Source organism: Amycolatopsis sp. NPDC049252 (assembly GCF_043197175.1).
Classification (GTDB): domain Bacteria; phylum Actinomycetota; class Actinomycetes; order Mycobacteriales; family Pseudonocardiaceae; genus Amycolatopsis.
In genome coordinates this window covers 38,523-61,208 of sequence record NZ_JBICSQ010000026.1, presented here as the reverse complement: position 1 = coordinate 61,208, position 22,686 = coordinate 38,523, and the positions used below count along the sequence as shown (strand labels likewise).

The window sequence follows — 22,686 nt, the reverse complement described above, 5'->3', positions numbered from 1 at the left end:
GCCCGTCATGACATCCCCAGCTCGTTGTCGATGAATTCGAGGAGTTCGTCCGCGCTCGCGTCGCTCAGCTGCTGCGCGGCGGTCACCTTCGGCTCGGCGGCGCGGCGGTCGTTCCAGCGCGCCAGCACCGCCTGCAGCCGGGCGGCGACCGCGCCGTGCAGATCGTCCACACCGGACGGGACGTCGGCCGTGGCCAGCGCCGTCTCCAGCCGTTCCAGCTCGTCCAGCAGCGACGAGCCGGCGTCCGGGGCCAGCCCGGCCAGCAGGTGCGCGGCCAGCGCGGCCGGCGTCGGGTAGTCGAAGACCAGCGTCGCCGTCAGCCGCAGCCCGGAGGCGGTGGCGAGCCGGTCGCGCAGCTCGACCGCGGTCAGCGAGTCGAAGCCGAGCTCGCGGAACGCCCGGTTCGGGCCGACCTGCTCGACGCCGTCGGTGTGGCCCAGCACGGCCGCGGCCTCCCGCCGGATCGCCCCGGTGAGCGCGTCCTGCCGCTCGGACGCCGGCGTGCCGTCGAGCAGCCGGGTGAAAGCGGTTTCACCGCCCGTGACCGGTTCTTCGGCCGGTGCCATGGCTTTCGCTGCCTCCGGCACACCGGTCAGCAGCGGCCGCGCCCGGCTCACCGAGAACGCCGGGGCGAACCGCGCCCAGTCGACGTCGGCCACGGTGAGCTGCGGGTCGCCGTCGGCGAGGGCCTGGCCGAGCGCGGTGATCGCCGCGTCCGGCGCGATCGCGGGCAGGCCGCGACGCCGGAGGTGCTCTTCGGGCGCTCCCTGCGCCATGCCGCCGTCGGCCCACGGACCCCACGAGACCGCGGTGGCCGCCAGGCCCCGGGTGTGCCGCGACACGGCGAGCGCGTCGAGGCTCGCGTTGGCCGCCGCGTAGGCCGGCTGGCCGCCGCTGCCCCAGATCCCGGAAATCGACGAGAACAGCACGAACGCATCGAGCGGCGTGTCGCCGAGCAGCTCGTCCAGGTGCCGCGCGCCGGCCACCTTCCCGGCCAGGACCTGCGCGAACAGCGCGGGCGTGACCTCGGGCAGCGGCACCGGGACGTCGAGCCCGGCGGCGTGCACGACAGCGTCCGGCGGGTACTCGGCGACCAGGCTCGCCACGGCGTCGCGGTCGGCGACGTCGCAGGCGACCACGCTCACACGGGCCCCCAGCTCGGTGAGCCCGGCGGTCAGTTCGGCCGCGCCGGGCGCGTCCGCGCCCCGGCGGCTGGTCAGGACCAGGTGCTCCGCGCCGCTCTTCGCCAGCCACAGCGCGACCCGGGCACCGAGCGCGCCGGTGCCGCCGGTGACGAGCACCGTGCCACGCGGGGTCCAGGTGCCGGTTCCGGTGCGCGGCCGCCGTTCCAGCCGGCGGGCGAGCGTCCCGGACGGCCGGATCACGACCTGGTCCTCCCCGTCGCGGTCACCCCCGAGGACGGCGGCCAAGCGGGTCGCGGCGCGGTCGTCGAACCGCTCCGGCAGGTCGACCAGGCCGCCCCAGCGCTGCGGGTACTCCAGCGCGACGACCCGGCCGAGGCCCCAGACCTGCGCCGGTTCCGGCCGGTCGACGCCGTCACGGGTGACGATCCACAAGGGAGCGTCGAGCCCGATTTCAGCCAGCGCCTGGACAAGCGTGACCGTGCCGGCCACGGCCGTCGGCAGCACCGGGTGGTCCGGGTGCGCGCCCTCGGTGGTTCCGAGCAGCGACAGCACCCCGGCGAAGTCGTGCCCGGCGGTGGCGAGCAGCAGCTGGTCGGCGAACGCCGCGTGCGGGTCGACGTCGACGCCGACGACCTTGGCGCCGTGCGCCTCCAGCGCGTCGGTGACCGAGGCGGTGCGCTCGTCACCGGGAACGCCGACGACCAGCCATGTCCCCTTCAGCACCGGCGAGGCGTTCGTCTCGAAGGGAACCCAGCGGACGCCGTAGCGCCAGGAGTCCACCTTGGACTGTTCCTGCCGGCCTTCGTGCCATTCGGACAACGCGGGCAGCGCCTCTTCCAAGGCGTGCGCGGGGAATCCCGGCAGCGTCGACAGGTCACCCTGCCGTACCGCCGTCCAGAACTCGTCGTCCTCAGTGGACTTTTCTGAGACGGGTGCGGCCGTCGGCCAGAAACGGGCGTGCTGGAACGGGTAGGTCGGCAGGTCGACCCGGCGCGGCGTGGTGCCGGCGAAAACGACGTCCCAGTCCGGGGCGAACCCGCGGACGTAGAGCCGGGCCAGTGCCGCGGCGAACGCGTCGGCTTCGGGCCGGTCACCGCGCAGGACCGGGGTCACGACCGGGTCCTCGGTCACGCCGGTGAACGACTCGGCGGCCATCGCGCTCAGCACGCCGTCCGGGCCGATCTCGGCGAAGGTCGTCGCGCCGGCCGTCTCCAGAGTGCGGACGGCGTCCGCGAAGCGCACGGCCTCGCGGACCTGCCCGACCCAGTAGTCCGCGCCGAGGTCGGTAGCCGGTTCGCCGGTCACCGTCGACACGAGCGGAATCCGCGGCGGCGCGTAGGTGACGCGTTCAGCGACGGTCCGGAACTCGGCCAGCATCGGGTCCATTCGCGGCGAGTGGAAGGCGTGGCTGACGGTGAGCCGCCGGGTCTTGCGCCCGGTGGCCCCGAACCCGGCGGCCAGGTCGAGCACGGCTTGCTCGTCGCCGGACACGACCGTCGCTTGTGGACCGTTGACCGCGGCGATCGCGACGCCGTCGGTGAGCAGCGGCACGACCTCGTCCTCGGCCGCCTGGATGGCGACCATCGCGCCACCGGCGGGCAGGGCCTGCATCAGCCGGCCCCGGGCGGCCACCAGCGCGGCCGCGTCGGCGAGGTCGAACACCCCGGCGACGTGCGCGGCGGCCAGTTCGCCGATGGAGTGCCCGGCGACGAAGCCCGGCGTCACGCCGAAGCTTTCCAGCAGCCGGTACAACGCGACTTCGAGGGCGAACAACGCGGGCTGGGTGTAGCCGGTGTTGTCGAGCAATGCCGCTTCGTCGGAGCCGGGCGCGGCGAACACGACTGTCCGCAGTGGACGGTCCAGGTGCTGGTCGAGGTGGGCGCAAACGGCGTCGAACGCGGTCGCGAACGCGGGGTGCGCCGCGTACAGCTCCCGGCCCATCCCGGCGCGCTGCGCGCCCTGGCCGGTGAACAGGAACGCCGACGACCCGGTGCCGACCGTACCTTCGACGAGACCGGGTGCGGAGGAACCGGCGGCGAGCGCGGTCAGCGCGGCGAGCCGCGCCTCCTGGTCCGGTGCGACGACCATCGCGCGGTGCTCGTGCGCGCCGCGCCGGGTGGCGAGGGCGTGCGCGAGGTCCAGCGGATCGACGTCGGCGTGGCCGGCGAGCTCTGCGGCGCGGGCCCGCAGGGCGGACGCGCTCCGGCCGGACAGCACCCAGGGAACCAGCGCCGGTCGGGCGTCCGAACCGGTGGTTTCCGGGGTTTCGGGAGCCTGTTCGAGGATAACGTGGGCGTTGGTGCCGCTCATGCCGAACGACGACACCCCGGCGCGCCGGGGGCGGTCCACCGACGGCCACTCGCGTGCCTCGGTCAGCAGCTCGACGGCACCCGCGGCCCAGTCCACCTTGGACGATGGCTCGTCGACGTGCAACGTCTTCGGCAACACTCCGTGCTGCATCGCCTGGACCATCTTGATGATCCCGCCGACACCCGCAGCGGCCTGCGTGTGCCCGATGTTGGACTTCAACGACCCAAGCAACAACGGCGTCTCACGATCCTGGCCGTAGGTGGCCAGCAACGCCTGCGCTTCGATCGGGTCGCCTAGTGTCGTGCCGGTGCCGTGACCTTCGACGGCGTCGACGTCCGAAGTGGACAGACCGGCACTGGCCAGCGCCTGCCGGATCACGCGCTGCTGCGCGGGACCGTTGGGCGCGGTCAAGCCGTTCGACGCGCCATCCTGATTGATCGCGCTCCCCCGGACGATCGCCAGCACCGGGTGACCGTTGCGCTGCGCGTCGGACAGCCGCTCCAGCAGGAGCATGCCGACGCCTTCACCCCAGCCGGTGCCGTCGGCGGCCTCGGCGAAGGCCTTGCAGCGGCCGTCCGCCGACAGTGCGCGCTGGCGGGAGAACTCGATGAACGTGCCCGGGGTGGCCATGACCAGGACACCGCCGGCCAGCGCGAGTTCGCACTCGCCCTGCCGCAGCGCCTGGGCCGCGAGGTGCACCGCGACCAGCGACGACGAGCAGGCCGTGTCGACCGTCAGCGCCGGGCCTTCCAGGCCGAACGTGTAGGAGAGCCGTCCGGAGACGACGCTCGCCGCGTTGCTGGTGGCGACGTACCCCTCGGTGTTCTCCGCCGCGCCGAACAGCAGCGCCGCGTAGTCCTGGCTGTTGGTGCCCGCGAACACGCCGGTCCGGCTGCCGCGGAAGGCCTCCGGCGGGATGCCCGCGCGCTCGAACGCCTCCCACGACGTCTCCAGCAGCAGCCGCTGCTGCGGGTCCATCGCGAGGGCTTCGCGCGGGCTGATCCCGAAGAACGCCGGGTCGAAGTCCGCCGCGCCGCGCAGGAACCCGCCTTCCTTGGCGTAGCTCGTGCCGGGCGCTTCCTGGCTCGGGTCGTACAGCGTGCCCAGGTCCCAGCCGCGGTCGGCGGGGAACTCGCTCACCGCGTCGACCCCGTCGGCGACCAGGTGCCAGAGGTCTTCCGGCGACCGTACGCCACCGGGGTAGCGGCAGCTCATCGCCACGATGACGATCGGGTCGTCGTCCACAGTGGACACGGTTTCGACGGTCGCGATCGTCGTCTCGCCGACCAGGTCCGCCCGCAGGCTCGCGGCCAGCGCGGTCGTGTTCGGGTGGTCGAAGACGAGGGTCGCGGGCAGCCGGACGCCGGTCGCGGCGGTGAGCCGGTTGCGGAGTTCGACGGCGGTGAGCGAGTCGAAGCCGAGGTCCTTGAACGCCCGGCCGGGCTCGATCGCCGCGGCGCCGTCGTGCCCGAGCACCGCGGCCGCCTCGGCCCGGACCAGCGCGACGAGCGTCCGGTCCTGTTCGGCGCGACCCATCTCGATCAGCCGGGTGCGGAACGTGTTGTCGCCGGTCACCGGCCCGGCCTCGGCCGCGGCGAGGGCGGCTCGGGCCTCGGGCACACCGTCGAGCAGCGGACGCGGGCGGACCGAGGCGAACGCCGGCGCGAACCGCGTCCAGTCCACATCGGCCACGACCACGGCCGGTTCCTGGTTCACCGCCTGGGCGAGCGCGGCGATCGCCGCCTCCGGCCGCATCGGCGTGACACCGCGGCGGCGCAGGTGCGCGGTCGCGTCCCCGCGCGAAGCCATGCCACCGCCGGCCCACGGCCCCCAGGCGACGGCCGTGGCCGGCAGCCCGCGGTCGCGGCGCGACTGGGCGAGCGCGTCCAGGTAGGCGTTGGCGGCGGAGTAGGCGGCCTGCCCGCCCGCGCCCCACACACCGGAGATCGAGGAGAAGAGGACGAACGCGTCGACGTCCCCGGCGAGGCTGTCCAGGTGGGCCGCCCCGAGCACCTTCGCGGACAGCACCTCGGCGAACGCCTCGGTGTCCACAGTGGTCAGATCGGTCGGCAGGTCGACACCCGCGGTGTGCACCACGGCGTTCACCGGGTACTCGGCCAGCAGTGCCTCTACCGCACTGCGGTCGGCGACGTCGCAGGCAGCGATCACGACGTCCACACCGGACTCGGCGAGTTCGTCGCGCAGCTGCACGGCCCCCGGCGCGTCGAGGCCGCGGCGACTGGTGAGGACCAGCCGTTCGGCGCCGTTCGCGGCGGCCCAGCGGGCGACTTCCGCGCCCAGAGCGCCGGTGCCGCCGGTGACCAGGACGGTTCCGCGCGGTGTCCACGACGCGGTGGCGGCCGGTCGCGGGGCCCGGACGAGACGGCGCACGTAGACCCCCGAGCCGCGGACGGCCACCTGATCTTCGTTGCCGCCGTTGAGGATCGCGGTGAGGCGGCCGCCGGCGCGCTCGTCGAGGTTCTCGGGCAGGTCGATCAGGCCGCCCCAGCGCTGGGGCAGTTCGAGCGCGGCGACGCGGCCGAGGCCCCAGACCATCGCCTGGGCGGCACTACGCAGCCGGTCGGCCCGGCCGGTCGAGACGGCGCCGCTGGTCAGCACCCATAGCGGGGCGTCGACGCCGGCCTGCACTGCGGTCAGCGCAGCCTTGACGCTGCCCGGCATCGCGAGTTCGCCGTCGTGCTCGGCGAGCACGGCCAGCACACCCGCCACCTCGCCGACGTCGGCGAGCTGCGCGGCGAGGGTCTCGTCCAGGGTGATCCGGACGACGTCTGCGCCGGCCCTGGTCACGGCGTCGGCCACGGCGGGGTCGCCGTCGGAAACCAGCCAGGTGCCGGACAGGGTGGGCTCGCCGAGATCCGTCCAGGGCTGCCAGGTCGTCCGGTAGCGCCAGCCGTCCACTGTGGACTCGGTGTGCTGCTGCCGTCGCCAGGCCGACAGCGCGGGCAGGACCTCGCTGAAGGGCTCGTCGCCGGTGAGCGCGAGGGTGCCGGTGAGGCGGTCGAGGTCGGCGTTCTCCACCGCGGTCCAGAACTCGCGCTCGGCTTCGGTCCCGGCCACAGGCTCGGCCGGGGCCGGGGCCGGGGCCTCGGGCCAGAAACGACGGCGCTGGAACGCGTAGGTCGGCAGCTCGACGTGGGCACCACGGCCACCGGCCACGGCCACCCAGTCCGGCGAAACGCCGTTAACGTGCGCGGTGGCGACGGCCGCGACGAGCGCGTCCTCCTCGGGACGGTCACCCCGCAGCGCCGGGGCGAACACCCCGCCGGCCACGCAGTCCTGGGCGAGGGTGGTCAGCACGCCGTCCGGGCCCAGCTCGAGGAACGTCGAGACCCCGGCAGCTTCCAGCGTCCGCATCCCGTCGACGAATCGGACGGCCTCGCGCACGTGGCGGACCCAGTACTCCGCGTCGAACTCGGTGATCAGCTCACCCGTGACGTTCGAGACTATCGGTATAACCGTCTTACCGTAAGACAGAGAGTCCGTAATACTGCGGAACTCGGCCAGCATCGGGTCCATCAGCGGTGAGTGGAACGCGTGGCTGACCGTGAGCCGCTTGGTCTTGCGGTCCGCGAAGTGCGCCGTGACCGCGAGCACGGCGTCCTCGTCGCCGGAGATCACGGTTGAGGTCGGGCCGTTGAGGGCGGCGATGGTCACACGGTCTGACAGATATACCGAAACCTCGGCCTCGGTCGCCTGGATCGCGACCATCGCGCCGCCGGACGGCAGCGCCTGCATCAGGCGGCCTCGTGCGGCGACCAGCGTGACGGCGTCGGACAGCGTCAGCACGCCCGAGACGTGCGCCGCGGCCAGCTCGCCGATCGAGTGGCCGACCAGGAAGTCCGGTCGCAGGCCCCAGTGCTCCAGCAGCCGGAACAGGGCGACCTCGAGCGCGAACAGCGCGGCCTGGGTGTAGGCGGTCTGGTCGAGCAGAGCCGAGTCCTCGAAGACGACTGTCCGGAGTGGACGGTCCAGGTGGGTGTCGAACTCGGCGCAGACCGCGTCCAGGGCGTCGGCGAAGACCGGGTGGGCCGTGTAAAGCTCACGTCCCATCCCGGCGCGCTGGCTGCCCTGGCCGGTGAACAGGAAGGCCAGGCGGCCGCCGGTCGCCGTGCCGGTGACGATTCCGGCCCCGGCTTCGCCGCGGCAGAGGGCGCCGAGGGCGGCGCGCAGCTCGTCGCGCCCGGTGGCCAGGAGCGCGGCGCGCGCCGGCAGCGCGGCCCGGGTGGTCGCCGTCGCGACGGCCAGCTCGGCCGGCGCCACCTGCGGAGCGGCGTCCCAGTGCGCGAGCAGTCGACGGGCCTGCGCCCGGACGGCCTCGGCATCGGTACCCGACACCAGCAGCGGCACGCGGCCGACCGGACGACTCTCCGGCGCGGTGCCCGCCGGCGACGCCGGTGTGAGGCCTGGCTCCTGCCCGGTGACCGCCTCCGCGCCGGAGCCTGGCAGCGACACCCGGCTGACCTGCGACTCCGGCACAACGTCCGGCGCCTGCTCGATCACCGCATGCGCATTGGTCCCGCTCATTCCGAACGACGACACCGCGGCCCGCCGCGGCCGGTCCACCGAAGGCCACTCGACCGCCTCGGTCAGCAGCGAAACCGCCCCAGCCGTCCAGTCGACGTGCGGAGAAGGCTCGTCTACGTGCAGGGTCTTCGGGAGCACGCCGTGGCGCATCGCCTCGACCATCTTGATGATCCCGCCGACGCCCGCCGCGGCCTGGGTGTGGCCGATGTTCGACTTCAGCGAGCCTAAGAACAAGCGCTCGGACCGGTCCTGGCCGTAGGTCGCGAGCACCGCCTGGGCCTCGATCGGGTCGCCCAGCACCGTGCCGGTGCCGTGCGCCTCCACCGCGTCGACGTCCGAAGTGGAAAGTCCGGCGTTGGCCAGCGCCTGGTGGATGACGCGCTGCTGGGCCGGGCCGCTGGGGGCGGTGAGGCCGTTGGACGCGCCGTCCTGGTTGATCGCCGTGCCGCGGACCAGGGCGAGCACCGGGTGACCGTGGCGGCGCGCGTCGGAAAGCCGCTCCAGCAGCAGCATTCCGGCGCCCTCGCCCCAGCCCGTGCCGTCGGCGGCCGCGGCGAACGCCTTGCAGCGGCCGTCCGGCGCGAGGCCGCGCTGGCGCGAGAACTCGACGAACGTGCCCGGCGTGGCCATCACCAGCGCGCCGCCGGCCAGGGCCAGCGAGCACTCGCCGTTGCGCAGGGCCTGCGCCGCGAGGTGCAGCGCCACCAGCGAAGACGAGCACGCGGTGTCCACCGTGACGGCCGGGCCTTCGAGCCCGAAGGTGTAGGCGAGCCGGCCGGAGACGACGCTGGCGGAGTTGCCGGTCGCGACGTGCCCTTCGGCGCCCTGCGGCGCGGTCATCAGCAGCGCCGCGTAGTCCTGGCTGTTGGTGCCGGCGAACACACCGACCTCGGTGCCGCGCACCGACTTCGGGTCGATCCCGGCGCGTTCGAACGCCTCCCAGGTGATCTCCAGCAGCAGCCGCTGCTGCGGGTCCATCCCGAGCGCTTCACGCGGCGAGATGCCGAAGAAGCCGGCGTCGAACTCGGCCACGTCGTGCAGGAAGCCGCCTTCGCGGGCGTAGGACGTGCCCTCGCTCTCAGGGTCCGGGTCGTACAGCGCGTCGAGGTCCCAGCCGCGGTCGCCGGGCATCTCGGACACGGCGTCACGGCCCTCGGCCACCAGCCGCCAGAGGTCCTCCGGCGAGCGGACGCCGCCGGGGTACCGGCAGCTCATGGCCACGATCGCGATCGGGTCGTCGGCGTCGCGCACGGTGCTGACCGCGGCCCGCGCGACGACCTCGCCGCCGAGCAGCTGCGTGGCGAGGTGGGTGGCCAGCACGGACGGCGTCGGGTGGTCGAACACGAGCGTCGCGGACAGGCGCAGGCCGGTCGCGGTGCCCAGGGCGTTGCGCAGCTCGACCGCGGTGAGCGAGTCGAAACCCAGCTCACGGAAGGCTCGGCGCGGTGCTATCTGGTCGACACCCGAGTGGCCGAGCACCGCGGCCGCGTGCGTGCGCACCAGGTCCAGCAGCACCCGCTCACGCTCGGCGCCGGCCAGCCCGGCCAGCTGCCGGGCGAACTCGGACGTCTCGGCTGTTTCCTCATCACCGGCCAGCGCCGCGGCGACCTCGGGGATCGTGTCGAGCAGCGGACGCGGGCGGGCCGCGGCGAACGACGGCGCGAACCGCGCCCAGTCCACATCGGCCACGACCAGCGCGGTTTCACCGGCGCCGACGGCGTTGGCGAGCGCGCGGACCGCGAGCGTCGCGGACATCGGCTCGAGACCGCGGCGGCGCAGCTGGTCGGCGGCGTCGCCGCGCGAGGCCATGCCGCCGCCGTCCCACGGGCCCCACGAAACGGCGGTCGCGGTCAGGCCGCGGTCGCGGCGCGACTGCGCCAGCGCGTCGAGGTAGGCGTTGGCCGCCGAGTACGCGCCCTGGCCACCGGAACCCCAGGTCCCGGAGATCGAGGCGAACAGGACGAACGCGTCGAGCGCGGTCTCGCCGAGGACGGCGTCGAGGTTCGCCGCGCCGGCGACCTTGGCCGCCAGGACGTCGGCGAACTCGCCCGGGTCGCCGTCGGCCAGTGGTGTCGGGCGGTCGACACCGGCGGCGTGCACCACGGCGTCCACCGGGTGTTCGGCGATCAGGGCGGCGACGGCGTCCCGGTCGGTGACGTCGCAGGCGGCGATCACGACGTCGACGCCGAGCTCGTCGCGCAAGGCTTCGGCGCCCGGCGCGGCGAGTCCGGAACGGCTGGTCAGGACGAGCTGTTCGGCGCCGTTTTCCGCGGCCCAGCGGGCGACCTGCGCACCCAGCGCGCCGGTGCCGCCGGTGACGAGCACGGTGCCCCGCGGCGTCCAGACGTCCTTTGCGGACTTCTCCGCGCGGACGAGACGGCGGACGTGGACACCCGAGCCGCGCACGGCGACCTGGTCCTCGGCACCGGCCAGCACCCCGGCGAGCCGGGCTCCGGCCCGCTCGTCGAGCACCTCCGGCAGGTCGACGAGCCCACCCCAGCGCTGCGGCAGCTCGAGGCCGGCCACCCGGCCCAGGCCCCACGCGGCGGCCTGGCCGGCAGTGCGGACGCGGTCGGCGCGCCCGGTGGAGACGGCGCCTTCGGTCGCCACCCACAGGGGCGCGACGACGTCGGCGTCACCCAGCGCCCGCAGCACGTCGAGCAGCTGCGCGGACGCGGTGGCCGGGTCGTCGGCCGTGACCAGCGCAAGCACCCCGGTGATCTCGCGGTCCCAGACGGCGCCGGCGATCTCGACGGCCGGCGCCTCGCGGGCCGCGGGCTCGACGACGACGGTGTCCGCGCCGTAACGGGTCAGGACCCCGGACAGCGGGTGGCCGGTGGGGGCCAGCAGCAGCCAGGTGCCGGACAGCACCGGCGCGGGCAGGTCGGTCAGCGGCTGCCAGGTGATCCGGTACCGCCAGGAGTCCACAGTGGACGTCTCCTGACCCGAGCGGCGCCAGTTCGCCAGCGCGGGCAGCAGTGTCTCGGCGTCGTGCTCGGTGATGGCCAGGGTCTCGGCGAGCGAGGCGACGTCGTCGGCCTCGACGACGGACCAGAACTCGGCGTCGCCCGAAGTGGCCTCGAAACCGTTGGGCAGCTCGACTTCCGGCCAGTAGCGGCGGTTCTGGAAGGCGTAGGTGGGCAGGTCGATCCGGCGGGCGCCAGCCAGGACGGTGGCCCAGTCCGGGACGTGGCCGCGGACGTGCGCCTGGCCGAGGGCGTGGGCGAACGCCTGTTCCTCGGGCCGTCCGCTCCGCAGCACCGGGGTGAAGACGGCGTCGGCGACGCAGTCCTGACCCATCGCGGACAGCACACCGTCCGGGCCCAGCTCGAGGAACGTCGTGACCCCGGCCGCCGCCAGCGTCCGCATGCCGTCGGCGAACCGGACCGCCTCACGCACGTGACGGACCCAATAGTCCGCGTCGAACTCGGTGATCAGCTCACCGGTGACGTTCGAGACAATCGGTATAACCGACTGACCGTAAGACAGAGACTCAGCTATACCGCGGAACTCGTCCAGCATCGGGTCCATGAGCGGCGAATGGAACGCGTGGCTCACGACCAGGCGCTTGGTCTTGCGGTCCGCGAACTGCGCTGCCACGGCCAGCACCGCGTCCTCGTCGCCGGAGATAACCGTCGAGTCCGGGCCGTTCAGGGCGGCGATGGTCACACGGTCAGACAGATATACCGAAACCTCCGCCTCGGTGGCCTGGATCGCGACCATCGCCCCGCCTGAGGGCAGCGCCTGCATGAGACGGCCGCGCGCGGCGACCAGCGTCACCGCGTCGGCCAGGGACAGGACCCCGGCGACGTGCGCCGCGGCCAGCTCGCCGATCGAGTGCCCGGCCAGGAAGTCGGGCCGGAGACCATAGTGCTCCACCAGCCGGAACAGGGCGACCTCGAGCGCGAACAGCGCGGCCTGGGTGTACGCCGTTTGGTCCAGCAGAGCGGAGTCGTCGAAGAGGACAGTCCGGAGTGGACTGTCCAGGTGCGTGTCGAACTCCGCGCAGACCGCGTCCAGCGCGTCGGCGAAGACCGGGTGCGCCGCGTACAGCTCACGGCCCATCCCGGCCCGCTGGCTGCCCTGGCCGGTGAACAGGAACGCCAGCCGGCCTTCCCCGGCGACGCCGGTGACGGCCGACGGCTCGCCCGCGGCCAGCGCGGCGAGCCCGGCCAGCAGGGTCTCGCGGTCGGTGCCGAGCACGGCCGCGCGGTGCGGCTGCCGGGACCGGGTCGTGGCCAGCGAATACGCGACGTCCGCCGGCTCCCAGCCGCCGGTGTCCAGGTGCGTCAGCAGCCGGGCGGCCTGCTCGCGCAGGGCCTCGGCGGTGTGCGCGGACAGCGTCCACGGCGCCATCGGCACCGCGACCGCGGGTACCTGGTCGGCGGGCGGTGCCTCCTCCAGCACGACGTGCGCGTTGGTACCGCTCATGCCGAACGACGACACGGCGGCGCGGCGCGCGCGACCCACCTCGGGCCACGGCCGGGCCTCGGTGACCAGCTCGACCGCGCCGGCCGTCCAGTCCACCTGGGACGACGGCGCGTCGACGTGCAGCGTCTTCGGCACGGTGCCGTGCCGCATCGCCAGGATCATCTTCATCATCCCGGCGACGCCGGCGGCGGCCTGGGTGTGCCCGATGTTCGACTTCAGCGAGCCCAGCAGCAGCGGCTCGCCGTCGCGGTCACGACCGTAGGTGGCGAGCACGGCCTGCGCTTCGATCGGGTCGCCCAGGGTGGTTCCGGTGCCGTGCGCCTCGACGACGTCGACGTCCGAAGTGGACAATCCGGCAGTCGCGAGCGCCTGGCGGATCACGCGTTGCTGAGCCGGGCCGTTGGGCGCGGTCAGGCCGTTGGACGCACCGTCGGAGTTGATCGCCGAGCCGCGCAGCACCGCGAGGACGGGGTGGCCGTTGCGGCGGGCGTCGGAAAGCCTTTCCAGCAGCAGCATTCCGGCGCCTTCACCCCAGCCGGTGCCGTCGGCCGCGTCGGCGAACGCCTTGCAGCGGCCGTCCGCGGCGAGGCCGCGCTGGCGCGAGAACTCGATGAACGTGCCGGGCGTGGCCATCACCAGCGCGCCGCCGGCCAGCGCGAGTGAGCACTCGCCGGCCCGCAGCGCCTGCGCGGCCCAGTGCACCGCGACCAGCGAAGACGAGCACGCGGTGTCGATCGTCGCGGCCGGGCCCTCCAGCCCGAAGGTGTAGGCGAGCCGGCCGGACACCACGCTCGCGGCGTTGCCGGTGGCGACGTAGCCCTCGGCGTCCTGCCGCGCGACCATCAGCAGGGTCGCGTAGTCCTGGCTGTTCGAGCCGACGAACACGCCGGTCCGGCTGCCCCGCACGGACTCCGCCGGGATGCCGGCCCGCTCGAACGCCTCCCACGACGTCTCCAGCAGCAGCCGCTGCTGCGGGTCCATCGAAAGCGCTTCACGCGGGCTGATGCCGAAGAACGCCGGGTCGAAGTCACCCGCGTCGTGCAGGAAACCGCCGGTGCGGGCATAGGACGTGCCCGGGTGGGCGGGGTCCGGGTGGTAAAGCGCGCCGAGGTCCCAGCCGCGGTCGGCGGGGAACTCGGTCACCGCGTCGCCGCCGGAGACGACCAGGTCCCAGAGGTCCTCCGGGCTGCGCACGCCGCCGGGCAGGCGGCAGCTCATCGCGACGACGACGATCGGGTCGTCGTCGGCGGACGTCGTGACCCCCGGCGTCTCGGTTCCACTGTGGACGGTGCCAAACAGCTCGGCGTCGAGCATCCGGGCCAGCGCTTCGGAGTTCGGGTGGTCGAAAGCCAGGGACGCGGGCAGTCGCAGGCCGGTCGCGGTGGCCAGCCGGGTGCGCAGGTCGACCGCGGTCAGCGAGTCGAACCCCAGGTCGCGGAACGCGCGAGCGGGCGGCACGGCGGCCGGGGCGTCGGGGCCGGTGTGGCCGAGCGCAAGGGCGGCCTCGACGCGGACGACGTCCAGCAGCGCACGCCGCCGTTCGGCGGCGGCCAGCGGCGCCAGCCGGGCGACCAGCACCGGCCGGTCCCCGGCGGCCAGGGCCGTGTCCAGGGCGCGGACCTCGGGCAGGTCGGCGATCAGCGGCCGCGGCCGGGCCAGCTGGTAGCCCGGCGCGAACCGGGCCCAGTCGACGTCGGCGACGACAACGGCGGTGTCACCGCAGGTCAACGCGGTGACGGCGAGTTCGGGGGCGAGTGCCGGGAGGCCGCGACGGCGCAGGTCGGCCTCGGCTTCGGCGCCGACCATGCCGCCCTCGGCCCACGGGCCCCACGCGATCGCGGTCGCCGTGACACCCCGGGCACGGCGCTGCTCGGCGAGCGCGTCGAGGTAGGCGTTGGCGGCGGCGTAGGCGGCCTGGCCGCCACTCCCCCACACGCCCGCGATGGACGAGAACAGCACAAACGCGTCGAGTTCGGTGTCCCACAGCAGTTCGTCGAGGTTCGCCGCGCCGGCGACCTTGGCCTCGACGACGGCGGCGAGCCCGTCCCGCGTCAGGTCGGCGAGCCGGGCCGGGTCGCCCGCGCCGGCCGCGTGCACCACGGCGTCGACCGGGTGCTCGGCCAGCAGGGCGGCGAGGGCGTCGCGGTCGGCGACGTCGCAGGCCGCGACGACCACGTCCACACCGGACTCGGCGAGTTCGTCACGCAGCTCGGCCGCGCCCGGCGCGTCCAGCCCGCGACGGCTGGTCAGCACCAGCCGGTCGGCGCCCTCGGCGGCGAGGTGGCGGGCGACGTGGGCACCGAGCGCGCCGGTGCCGCCGGTGACCAGCACGGTCCCGCGCGGGGTCCAGGCGGTGGCGGCGGGGGCCGCGTGCACGAGGCGACGGCCGAACACACCGGTGGCGCGGATCGCGACCTGGTCCTCGGTCCCGTCGGCCAGCACTCGGGCGAACCGGGTGGCGGCGCGCTCGTCCAGTGTGGTGTCCAGGTCGATCAGGCCACCGCCGTGTTGCGGGTACTCCAGGCCGACCACGCGGCCGAAACCCCAGGTCATCGCCTGGGTGGCGCTGCGAGGCCGGTCCACGCGGCCGGTGCCGACCGCGCCGGAGGTGACCAGCCACAGCGGGGCGGCGACCTCGTGCGCGGCCAGGGTCTGGACCAGGTCCAGCGTCGCGGCGAGGCCGTCCCGCTCGTCGAGCGAGAGCAGGGAGACGACTCCGGCAACCGGGCCGTCGAGTGCTTCCGGGGTCAGCGGCTCGACCTCGGCGCCGTGCGCGGTGAGGGCGGCGGTGACGCCGAGGGCGTCGGCCCCGGCCAGCAGCCAGCGGCCGGACAGGCCGGGGGTCGTGTCCGACGGCACCGGCAGCCAGTCGATCCGGTAGCGCCAGGAGTCCACAGTGGACCTCTCCTGGCCGCGACGGCGGTAGCCGGCGAGCGCGGGCAGGACGTCGGCGAGCGAGCCGGCGGGCAGGTTGAGGGTCGCGGCGAGCGCGTCCGCGTCGCCGGTTTCGACGGCCTGCCAGAACCCGGCGTCCTCCGCGCCCGAGGCCTGAATGGTGGCGGGCTCGGGCCAGAACGTCGTGTGCTGGAAGGGATAGGTGGGCAGGTCGATCCGGCGGACGTCGGTGCCCGCGAACAGGCCTGGCCAGTCGATCTTCGCGCCGTGCGCGTACGCCGTGGCCAGCGCGGTCGCGACCGTGTCGCGCTCCGGGCGGCCGGACCGCAGCAGCGGCGCGAAGGTGCCCTCGGCGACGCAGTCCTGGCCCATCGCGGACAGCACGCCGTCCGGACCCAGCTCCAGGAACGTCGTGACGCCGCGGTCGGCCAGCGTGCGCATGCCGTCGGCGAACCGGACGGCGTCGCGGACGTGCCGCACCCAGTACTCCGGGTCGGTGACGTCGCCGGCGACGATCGGGATCCGCGGCGCGGCGAACGTCAGCGACCGGGCGACCGCGCGGAACTCGTCGAGCATCGGGTCCATCAGCGGCGAGTGGAACGCGTGGCTCACCGCGAGCCGCTTGGTCTTGCGGTCCGCGAACTGCGCGGCGACGGCCAGCACGGCGTCCTCGTCACCGGAGACGACTGTCGCGTTCGGACCGTTGAGCGCGGCGATGCTCACGCGCTCGGTCAGGTGCGGGGTGACCTCGTCTTCGGTCGCCTGGATCGCGACCATCGCGCCACCGGTCGGCAGCGCCTGCATCAGGCGGCCCCGAGCGGCGACCAGCGTCACTGCGTCGGCCAGCGACAGCACCCCGGCGACGTGGGCCGCGGCCAGCTCGCCGATCGAGTGCCCGGCCAGGAAGTCCGGCCGCAGGCCCCAGGATTCGACCAGCCGGAACAGCGCGACCTCGACCGCGAACAACGCGGCCTGGGTATACGCGGTCTGGTCAAGCAGGTCGGAGTCGTCGAACAAGATCGTCCGGAGTGGACGGTCGAGGTGCGTGTCGAACTCCGCGCACACCGCGTCCAGGGCGTCCGCGAACACCGGGAACGCCGCGTACAGCTCGCGGCCCATCCCGGCCCGCTGGCTGCCCTGGCCGGTGAACAGGAACGCCAGCCCGCCGCCCGCTTCACCGCGGACGAGGGCGGCGTCGGAGCGGTCCTCGGCCAGCGCCCGCAGGGCCCGCTCGACGTCCTCGGCGGTCTCGCCGGTGACGACCGCGCGGTGTTCGAGCGCCGCCCGCGAGGTAGCCAGGGAGAAGGCGAGGTCACCCAGGTCGGCGTCGACGGTCAGAGCCGCGGCCTGGGCCCGCAGCGCTTCCGGTGTGCGGGCGGACAGCACGACCGGGGCGAGCGACGGCCGGGAACCGCGTTCCGGAGCCGGCTCGGTGGCCGGGGCCTGCTCGATGATCGTGTGCGCGTTGGTCCCGCCGACGCCGAACGACGACACGCCGGCGCGGCGCGGACGTCCGGTCTCGGGCCAGGCCCGCGCCTCGGTCAGCAGTTCGACCGCGCCGGACGCCCAGTCCACGTGCGGGGACGGCTCGTCGACGTGCAGCGTGCGCGGCAGGACACCGTGCCGCATCGCGAGGACGGCCTTGATCACGCCGCCGACCCCGGCGGCGGCCTGGGTGTGCCCGATGTTCGACTTGAGCGAGCCCAGCCACAGCGGTTCGCCGTCGCGGTCGCGGCCGTAGGTGGCCAGCAGGGCCTGCGCCTCGATCGGGTCGCCGAGCACCGTGCCGGTGCCGTGCGCCTCCACGGTGTCCACATCGGACGGCGTGAGGCCGGCCGCGCCGAGCGCCTGGCGGATCACGTTCTGCTGGGCCGGGCCGTTGGGCGCGGTGAGGCCGTTGGACGTGCCGTCGGAGTTGACCGCGCTGCCCGCGACGAGCGCGAGCACCGGGTGGCCGTGGCGCTGTGCGTCGGAAAGCCTTTCCAGCAGCAGGAGCCCGGCGCCCTCGCCCCAGCCCGTGCCGTCGGCCGCGGCGGCGAAGGACTTGCAGCGGCCGTCGGCGGCCAGGCCGCGCTGGCGGGAGAACTCGGCGAACGCGGTCGGCGTCGTCATCACCGTGACGCCGCCGGCCAGGGCCAGCTCGCACTCGCCGTTGCGCAGGGCCTGAGCGGCCAGGTGGAGCGCGACCAGCGACGACGAGCACGCCGTGTCGATGGTCAGCGCGGGGCCTTCGAGGCCGAACGTGTAGGCCAGCCGGCCGGACACGACGGCGGCGGCGTTGCCGGTGGCGAGGTAACCCTCACCGGCGTCGCCGGAGCGCATCAGCAGGGCCGCGTAGTCCTGGCCGTTCGAGCCGACGAACACGCCGGACCGGCTGCCACGCACCGAACGCGGGTTGATGCCCGCACGCTCGAACGCCTCCCACGCGGTCTCCAGCAGCACCCGCTGCTGCGGGTCCATGGCCAGCGCCTCACGCGGCGAGATGCCGAAGAAGGCCGCGTCGAACCCGCCGACCGCGGGCAGGAACCCGCCCTCGCGGGTGTAGCTGGTGCCCGGGTTGTCCGGGTCGGGGTCGTACAGCGCGTCGAGGTCCCAGCCGCGGTCGGCCGGGAACGGGCCGATGCCGTCGACGCCGCCCTCGACCAGGCGCCAGAGGTCCTCGGGCGAGGTGACACCGCCGGGGTACCGGCAGCTCATCGCCACGATCGCGATCGGGTCGTCCACAGTGGACGTCGTAACGACGGTGGCGACCGGTGCGTCGCCGATCAGCTCGGCGTGCAGGTGCGCCGCGAGCAACTCTGGCGTCGGGCGGTCGAACACCAGGGACGCGGGCAGGTTCAGGCCGGTCTCGGTGGCCAGGAGGTCACGCAGCTCGACCGCGGTGAGTGAGTCGAAGCCGAGGTCGGCGAGCGGCCGGTCGTCGCGCACGTCGGCCACCGACGTGAACCCCAGCACGGCGGCGACGCCGGCGCGGACGATTCCGGCGAGGACCCCGAGAGCGTCCTTTTCGGACGGTTGCGCGGCGAGCCGGGCCCGGAGTTCGGCCCCCGCGCCGGACTCGGTGCGGGCGGGCCCGCCGGTCAGCGCGGCGACCGCTTCGGGCAGCTCGGCGAGCAGCGGACGCGGGCGGGCCGCGGCGAACCCGGGTGCGAAGGACGCCCAGGTCACGTCGGCGACGGTCAGCGTGGTCTCGTCCCCGTCGAGCGCCCCGGCCAGCGCGGCGAGCGCCGGTTCGGCCGCCATCGGCGGCAGGCCGCGACGACGCAGCTGCTGCTCGCCGTCACCCTCGACCATGCCGCCCCCGGCCCACGGGCCCCAGGCGATCGCGGTCGCGGCCAGCCCGCGCGCACGGCGCTGCTCGGCCAGGGCGTCCAGGTGGGCGTTCGCCGCGGCGTACGCGGCCTGCCCGCCACTGCCCCAGACCCCGGCGATCGAGGAGAACAGGACAAAGGCGTCGACGTCGCCGACAAGTGCATCGAGGTTGGCTGCGCCAACGACCTTGGCGCGCACCAGCTCCGCGAACCCGGCGAGGGAAGTCTCGTGCAGCGGCGCCGATCCGGTCGCGCCGGCGGCGTGGAACACCGACGTCACGGGGTGTTCGGCGAGCAGCGCGGCCAGGGCGTCGCGGTCGGCGACGTCACACGCCGCGACGACGACGTCCACACCGAGTGCGGTGAGCTCGTCACGCAGCTCGGCCGCGCCCGGGGCGTCGAGGCCGCGGCGGCCGGTCAGCACCAGGCGTTCCGCGCCGGTGACGGCGAGGCGGCGGGCGACCTGCGCGCCCAGGGCGCCGGTGCCGCCGGTGATCAGCACGGTGCCGCGCGGGGCCCAGGACCGCACCGGCGTCGCCGGGGCCCGGACCAGGCGGCGGGTGAACACGCCGCTGGCGCGCACGGCGACCTGGTCTTCACCGGCGTCGGCGAGCACCGCGGCCAGCCGGGCGCCGGCGCGGGCGTCCAGCTCGGCGGGGAGGTCGACGAGCCCGCCCCAGCGGCCGGGCTCCTCCAGGCCGAGCACCCGGCCCAGGCCCCAGACCTGCGCCTGGACCGGCGAGACGGCCCGGTCGGCGCGGCCGGTGGCGACGGCGCCGGAGGTGGCGAGCCACAGCGGCGCGGTCACGCCGAGGGCCTGGATCAGTTCGATCGTGCTGGTCAGGCCCGTGGTGAGGCCGGGGTGCGCGGGGTCCGGGGTCTCGTCGAGGGCGAGGAGGGAGAGCACCCCGGCGAACGGTTCGGCGGGCAAGCCGCTCACGTCGACGGGTTCGCCGGCCAAGCCGCTCGCACCGGCGCGGTCACCGCGCAGCTCGCTCGGGTCGGCGATCCAGCGGACTCGCGCGCCGTGCGTGGTCAGGGCTTCCACGGCCGAGTCGGCGAGTGGGCCGGGCGGGCCGACCACCAGCCAGGTGCCGGACAGTTCGGCGGCCGCGGTCGGCTTGGGGGTCCAGGAGATCCGGTACCGCCAGCCGTCCACGGTGGATTCTTCGCGGCGGCGGTCGCGCCAGGAAGCGAGCGCGGGCAGGACGTCGCCGAGTGACGACGCCAGGTCCGTGTTGCCCGGGTCGAGCGTGGCGGCGAGCGCGGCCGGGTCGCCGGTTTCGACGGCCTGCCAGAACCCGGCGTCCTCGGCGGTGGTGGCCGGCGTGGAACCGCTCGGCTCGATCCAGTAGTGCTCGCGCTGGAACGGGTAGGTCGGCAGCTCGACGCGCCGGGTGCCCTCGAACAGCACCGGCCAGTTCACAGCGACACCCTGCACGTGGACGGCGGCGAGGGCGGCCAGCGCCGAGCCGGGCTCGGGACGGCCGGCCCGCAGCACGGTGGCGAACACCGCGTCCGGGCCGGCGGACTCGCGGCCGAGCGCGGACAGCACACCGTCCGGGCCCAGCTCCAGGAACGTCGTGACGCCCTTCGCGGCCAGCGTGCGCATGCCGTCGGCGAACCGGACGGCCTGGCGGACGTGCCGCACCCAGTACTCCGGGTCGGCCAGCTCGGCCGCGGTCGCCGGGGCGCCGGTGACGTTCGAGACGATCGGTATAACCGGCTGGCCGTAAGACAGAGACTCCGCTATACCGCGGAACTCCGCCAGCATCGGATCCATCAACGGCGAGTGGAACGCGTGGCTCACGACCAGGCGCTTCGTCTTGCGGCCCAGGTCGGCGAAGTGCGCCGCCACGGCCAGCACGGCGTCCTCGTCCCCCGAGACGACCGTCGACTCCGGGCCGTTCACCGCGGCGACGGTCACCCGGTCTGACAGATATACCGAAACCTCGGCCTCGGTCGCCTGCAACGCCACCATCGCGCCACCGGAAGGCAGCGCCTGCATGAGACGGCCGCGCGCGGCGACCAGGGTCACCGCGTCCGCCAGGGACCAGACCCCGGCGACGTGCGCGGCGGCCAGCTCGCCGATCGAGTGGCCGACCAGGAAGTCCGGCGTGACGCCGAAGTGCGCCAGCAGCCGGAACAGCGCGACCTCGAGGGTGAACAGCGCGGCCTGGGTGTACTCGGTCCGTTCCAGCAGAACGGTTTCGTCGAACAAGATCGTCTTGAGTGGACGGTCCAAGTGGGACTCGAACGCGGCGCAGATCTCGTCGACCGCGGCCACGAACTCCGGGAACGCGGTGTACAGCTCGCGCCCGGCACCAGCGCGCTGGCTGCCCTGGCCGGTGAAGAGGAACGCCAGGCGGCCGCGGACGGCCGTGACCCCGCGGACCAGCCCCGGCGCAGACGTGTCGGCGGCCAGCGCGGTGAGACCGGTGAGCAGCGCGTCACGGTCGTCGGCGAGCAGGACGGCGCGGTGCTCCAGGGAGGAGCGACCGGCGGCAGCCGAGAAGGCGACCTCCGCGAGGCCCAGCTCGGGACGAGCGGTCAGGTGGGTGACGAAGTCCCCGGCTAGCGCGCGCAGGGCTTCCGCACTGCGGGCGGACACCAGCACCGGCAGCGGCGACGGCAGGGCACGCGGCGGGATGACCACGACGTCTTCGGTGTCTTCGGCAACCGGCGCGAGAGGTGCCTCCTCCAGGATCGCGTGCGCGTTGGTGCCGCTGATCCCGAAGCCGGACACCGCGGCGCGCCGGGGACGTCCGGTCTCCGGCCAGTCGCGTTCCTCGGTGAGCAGCTCGACCTCACCCGAGGCCCAGTCGACGTGCGGGGTCGGCTCGTCGACGTGCAGGGTGCGCGGCATCTTCGCGTGCCGCAACGCTTCGACCAGCTTGATCACGCCGCCGACGCCGGCCGCGGCCTGGGCGTGGCCCAGGTTCGACTTCAGCGAACCGAGCCACAGCGGCAGGCCCGGCTCGCGCTCCTGGCCGTAGGTGGCGAGCAGCGCCTGTGCCTCGATCGGGTCGCCCAGCTTCGTGCCGGTGCCGTGCGCCTCGAGCAGGTCGACGTGCGCGGCGGACAGCCGCGCGTTGGCCAGGGCCTGGCGGATGACCCGGCGCTGGGACGGGCCGTGCGGGGCGGTCAGGCCGTTGGACGCGCCGTCGGAGTTGACCGCGGTGCCGCGCACGACGGCGAGGACGTCGTGGCCGTTGCGGCGGGCGTCGGAAAGCCTTTCCAGCAGGATGATTCCCGCGCCCTCGGCCCAGCCGGTGCCGTCGGCCGCGGCGGCGAAGGCCTTGCAGCGCCCGTCCGGGGAAAGCCCTTGCTGGCTGTCGAAGGCGACGAACGTGCCCTGGTGCGCCATCACGGTCACGCCGCCGGCCAGCGCCATCGAACACTCGCCGGTGCGCAGCGCGTGCACCGCCAAGTGCAGTGACACCAGCGAAGACGAGCACGCGGTGTCCACAGTGACCGCCGGGCCCTCGAGCCCGAAGGTGTAGGCCAGGCGTCCGGAAACAACGCTGGTCGCGTTGCCGGTCAGCAGGTGCCCCGCCAGCCCGGCCAGCTCCGCGCCGCTGCCCGCGCCGTACTGCGAGGACGCGGCGCCGATGAAGACGCCGGTGTCCGAGCCGCGGAAGGCGTCCGCCGGGATGCCCGCCCGCTCGAACACCTCCCAGGCGACCTCGAGCAGGACGCGCTGCTGCGGGTCGACGGCCAGTGCCTCGCGCGGGCTGATGCCGAAGAACCCAGCGTCGAACTTCGGTGCGTCGTAGAGGAACCCGCCCTGCGGCACCCGGCCGCCGGGACCGGGCTCGAGCTGCCAGCCGCGGTCGCCGGGGAAGTCCGCGATCGCGTCGCCGCCGGTCGTGACCAGCTCCCACAGGTCCTCCGGGCTGCGCACGCCGCCCGGGAAGCGGCAGCTCATCGCGACGACGGCGATCGGCTCGGTGTCCCGCTCCTCGACGTCGCGCAGCTGCCGGCGGGCGGTGCGCAGGTCGGCCGTGAGCCGCTTCAAGTACTCGAGGTACTTGCTTTCGTCAGGCATT

Annotated in this window: 1 protein-coding gene; it reads right to left on the bottom strand. The window is 74.4% G+C overall.

Annotated elements, in window-relative coordinates; all coding sequences use genetic code 11:
- Nucleotides 1–5: 5 nt before the first annotated feature.
- Entirely contained in the window at nt 6–22,685 is a 22,680-nt protein-coding gene (locus ACGFMK_RS25605) for a type I polyketide synthase (protein WP_392767955.1), read from the bottom strand.
- Nucleotide 22,686: the final 1 nt, after the last annotated feature.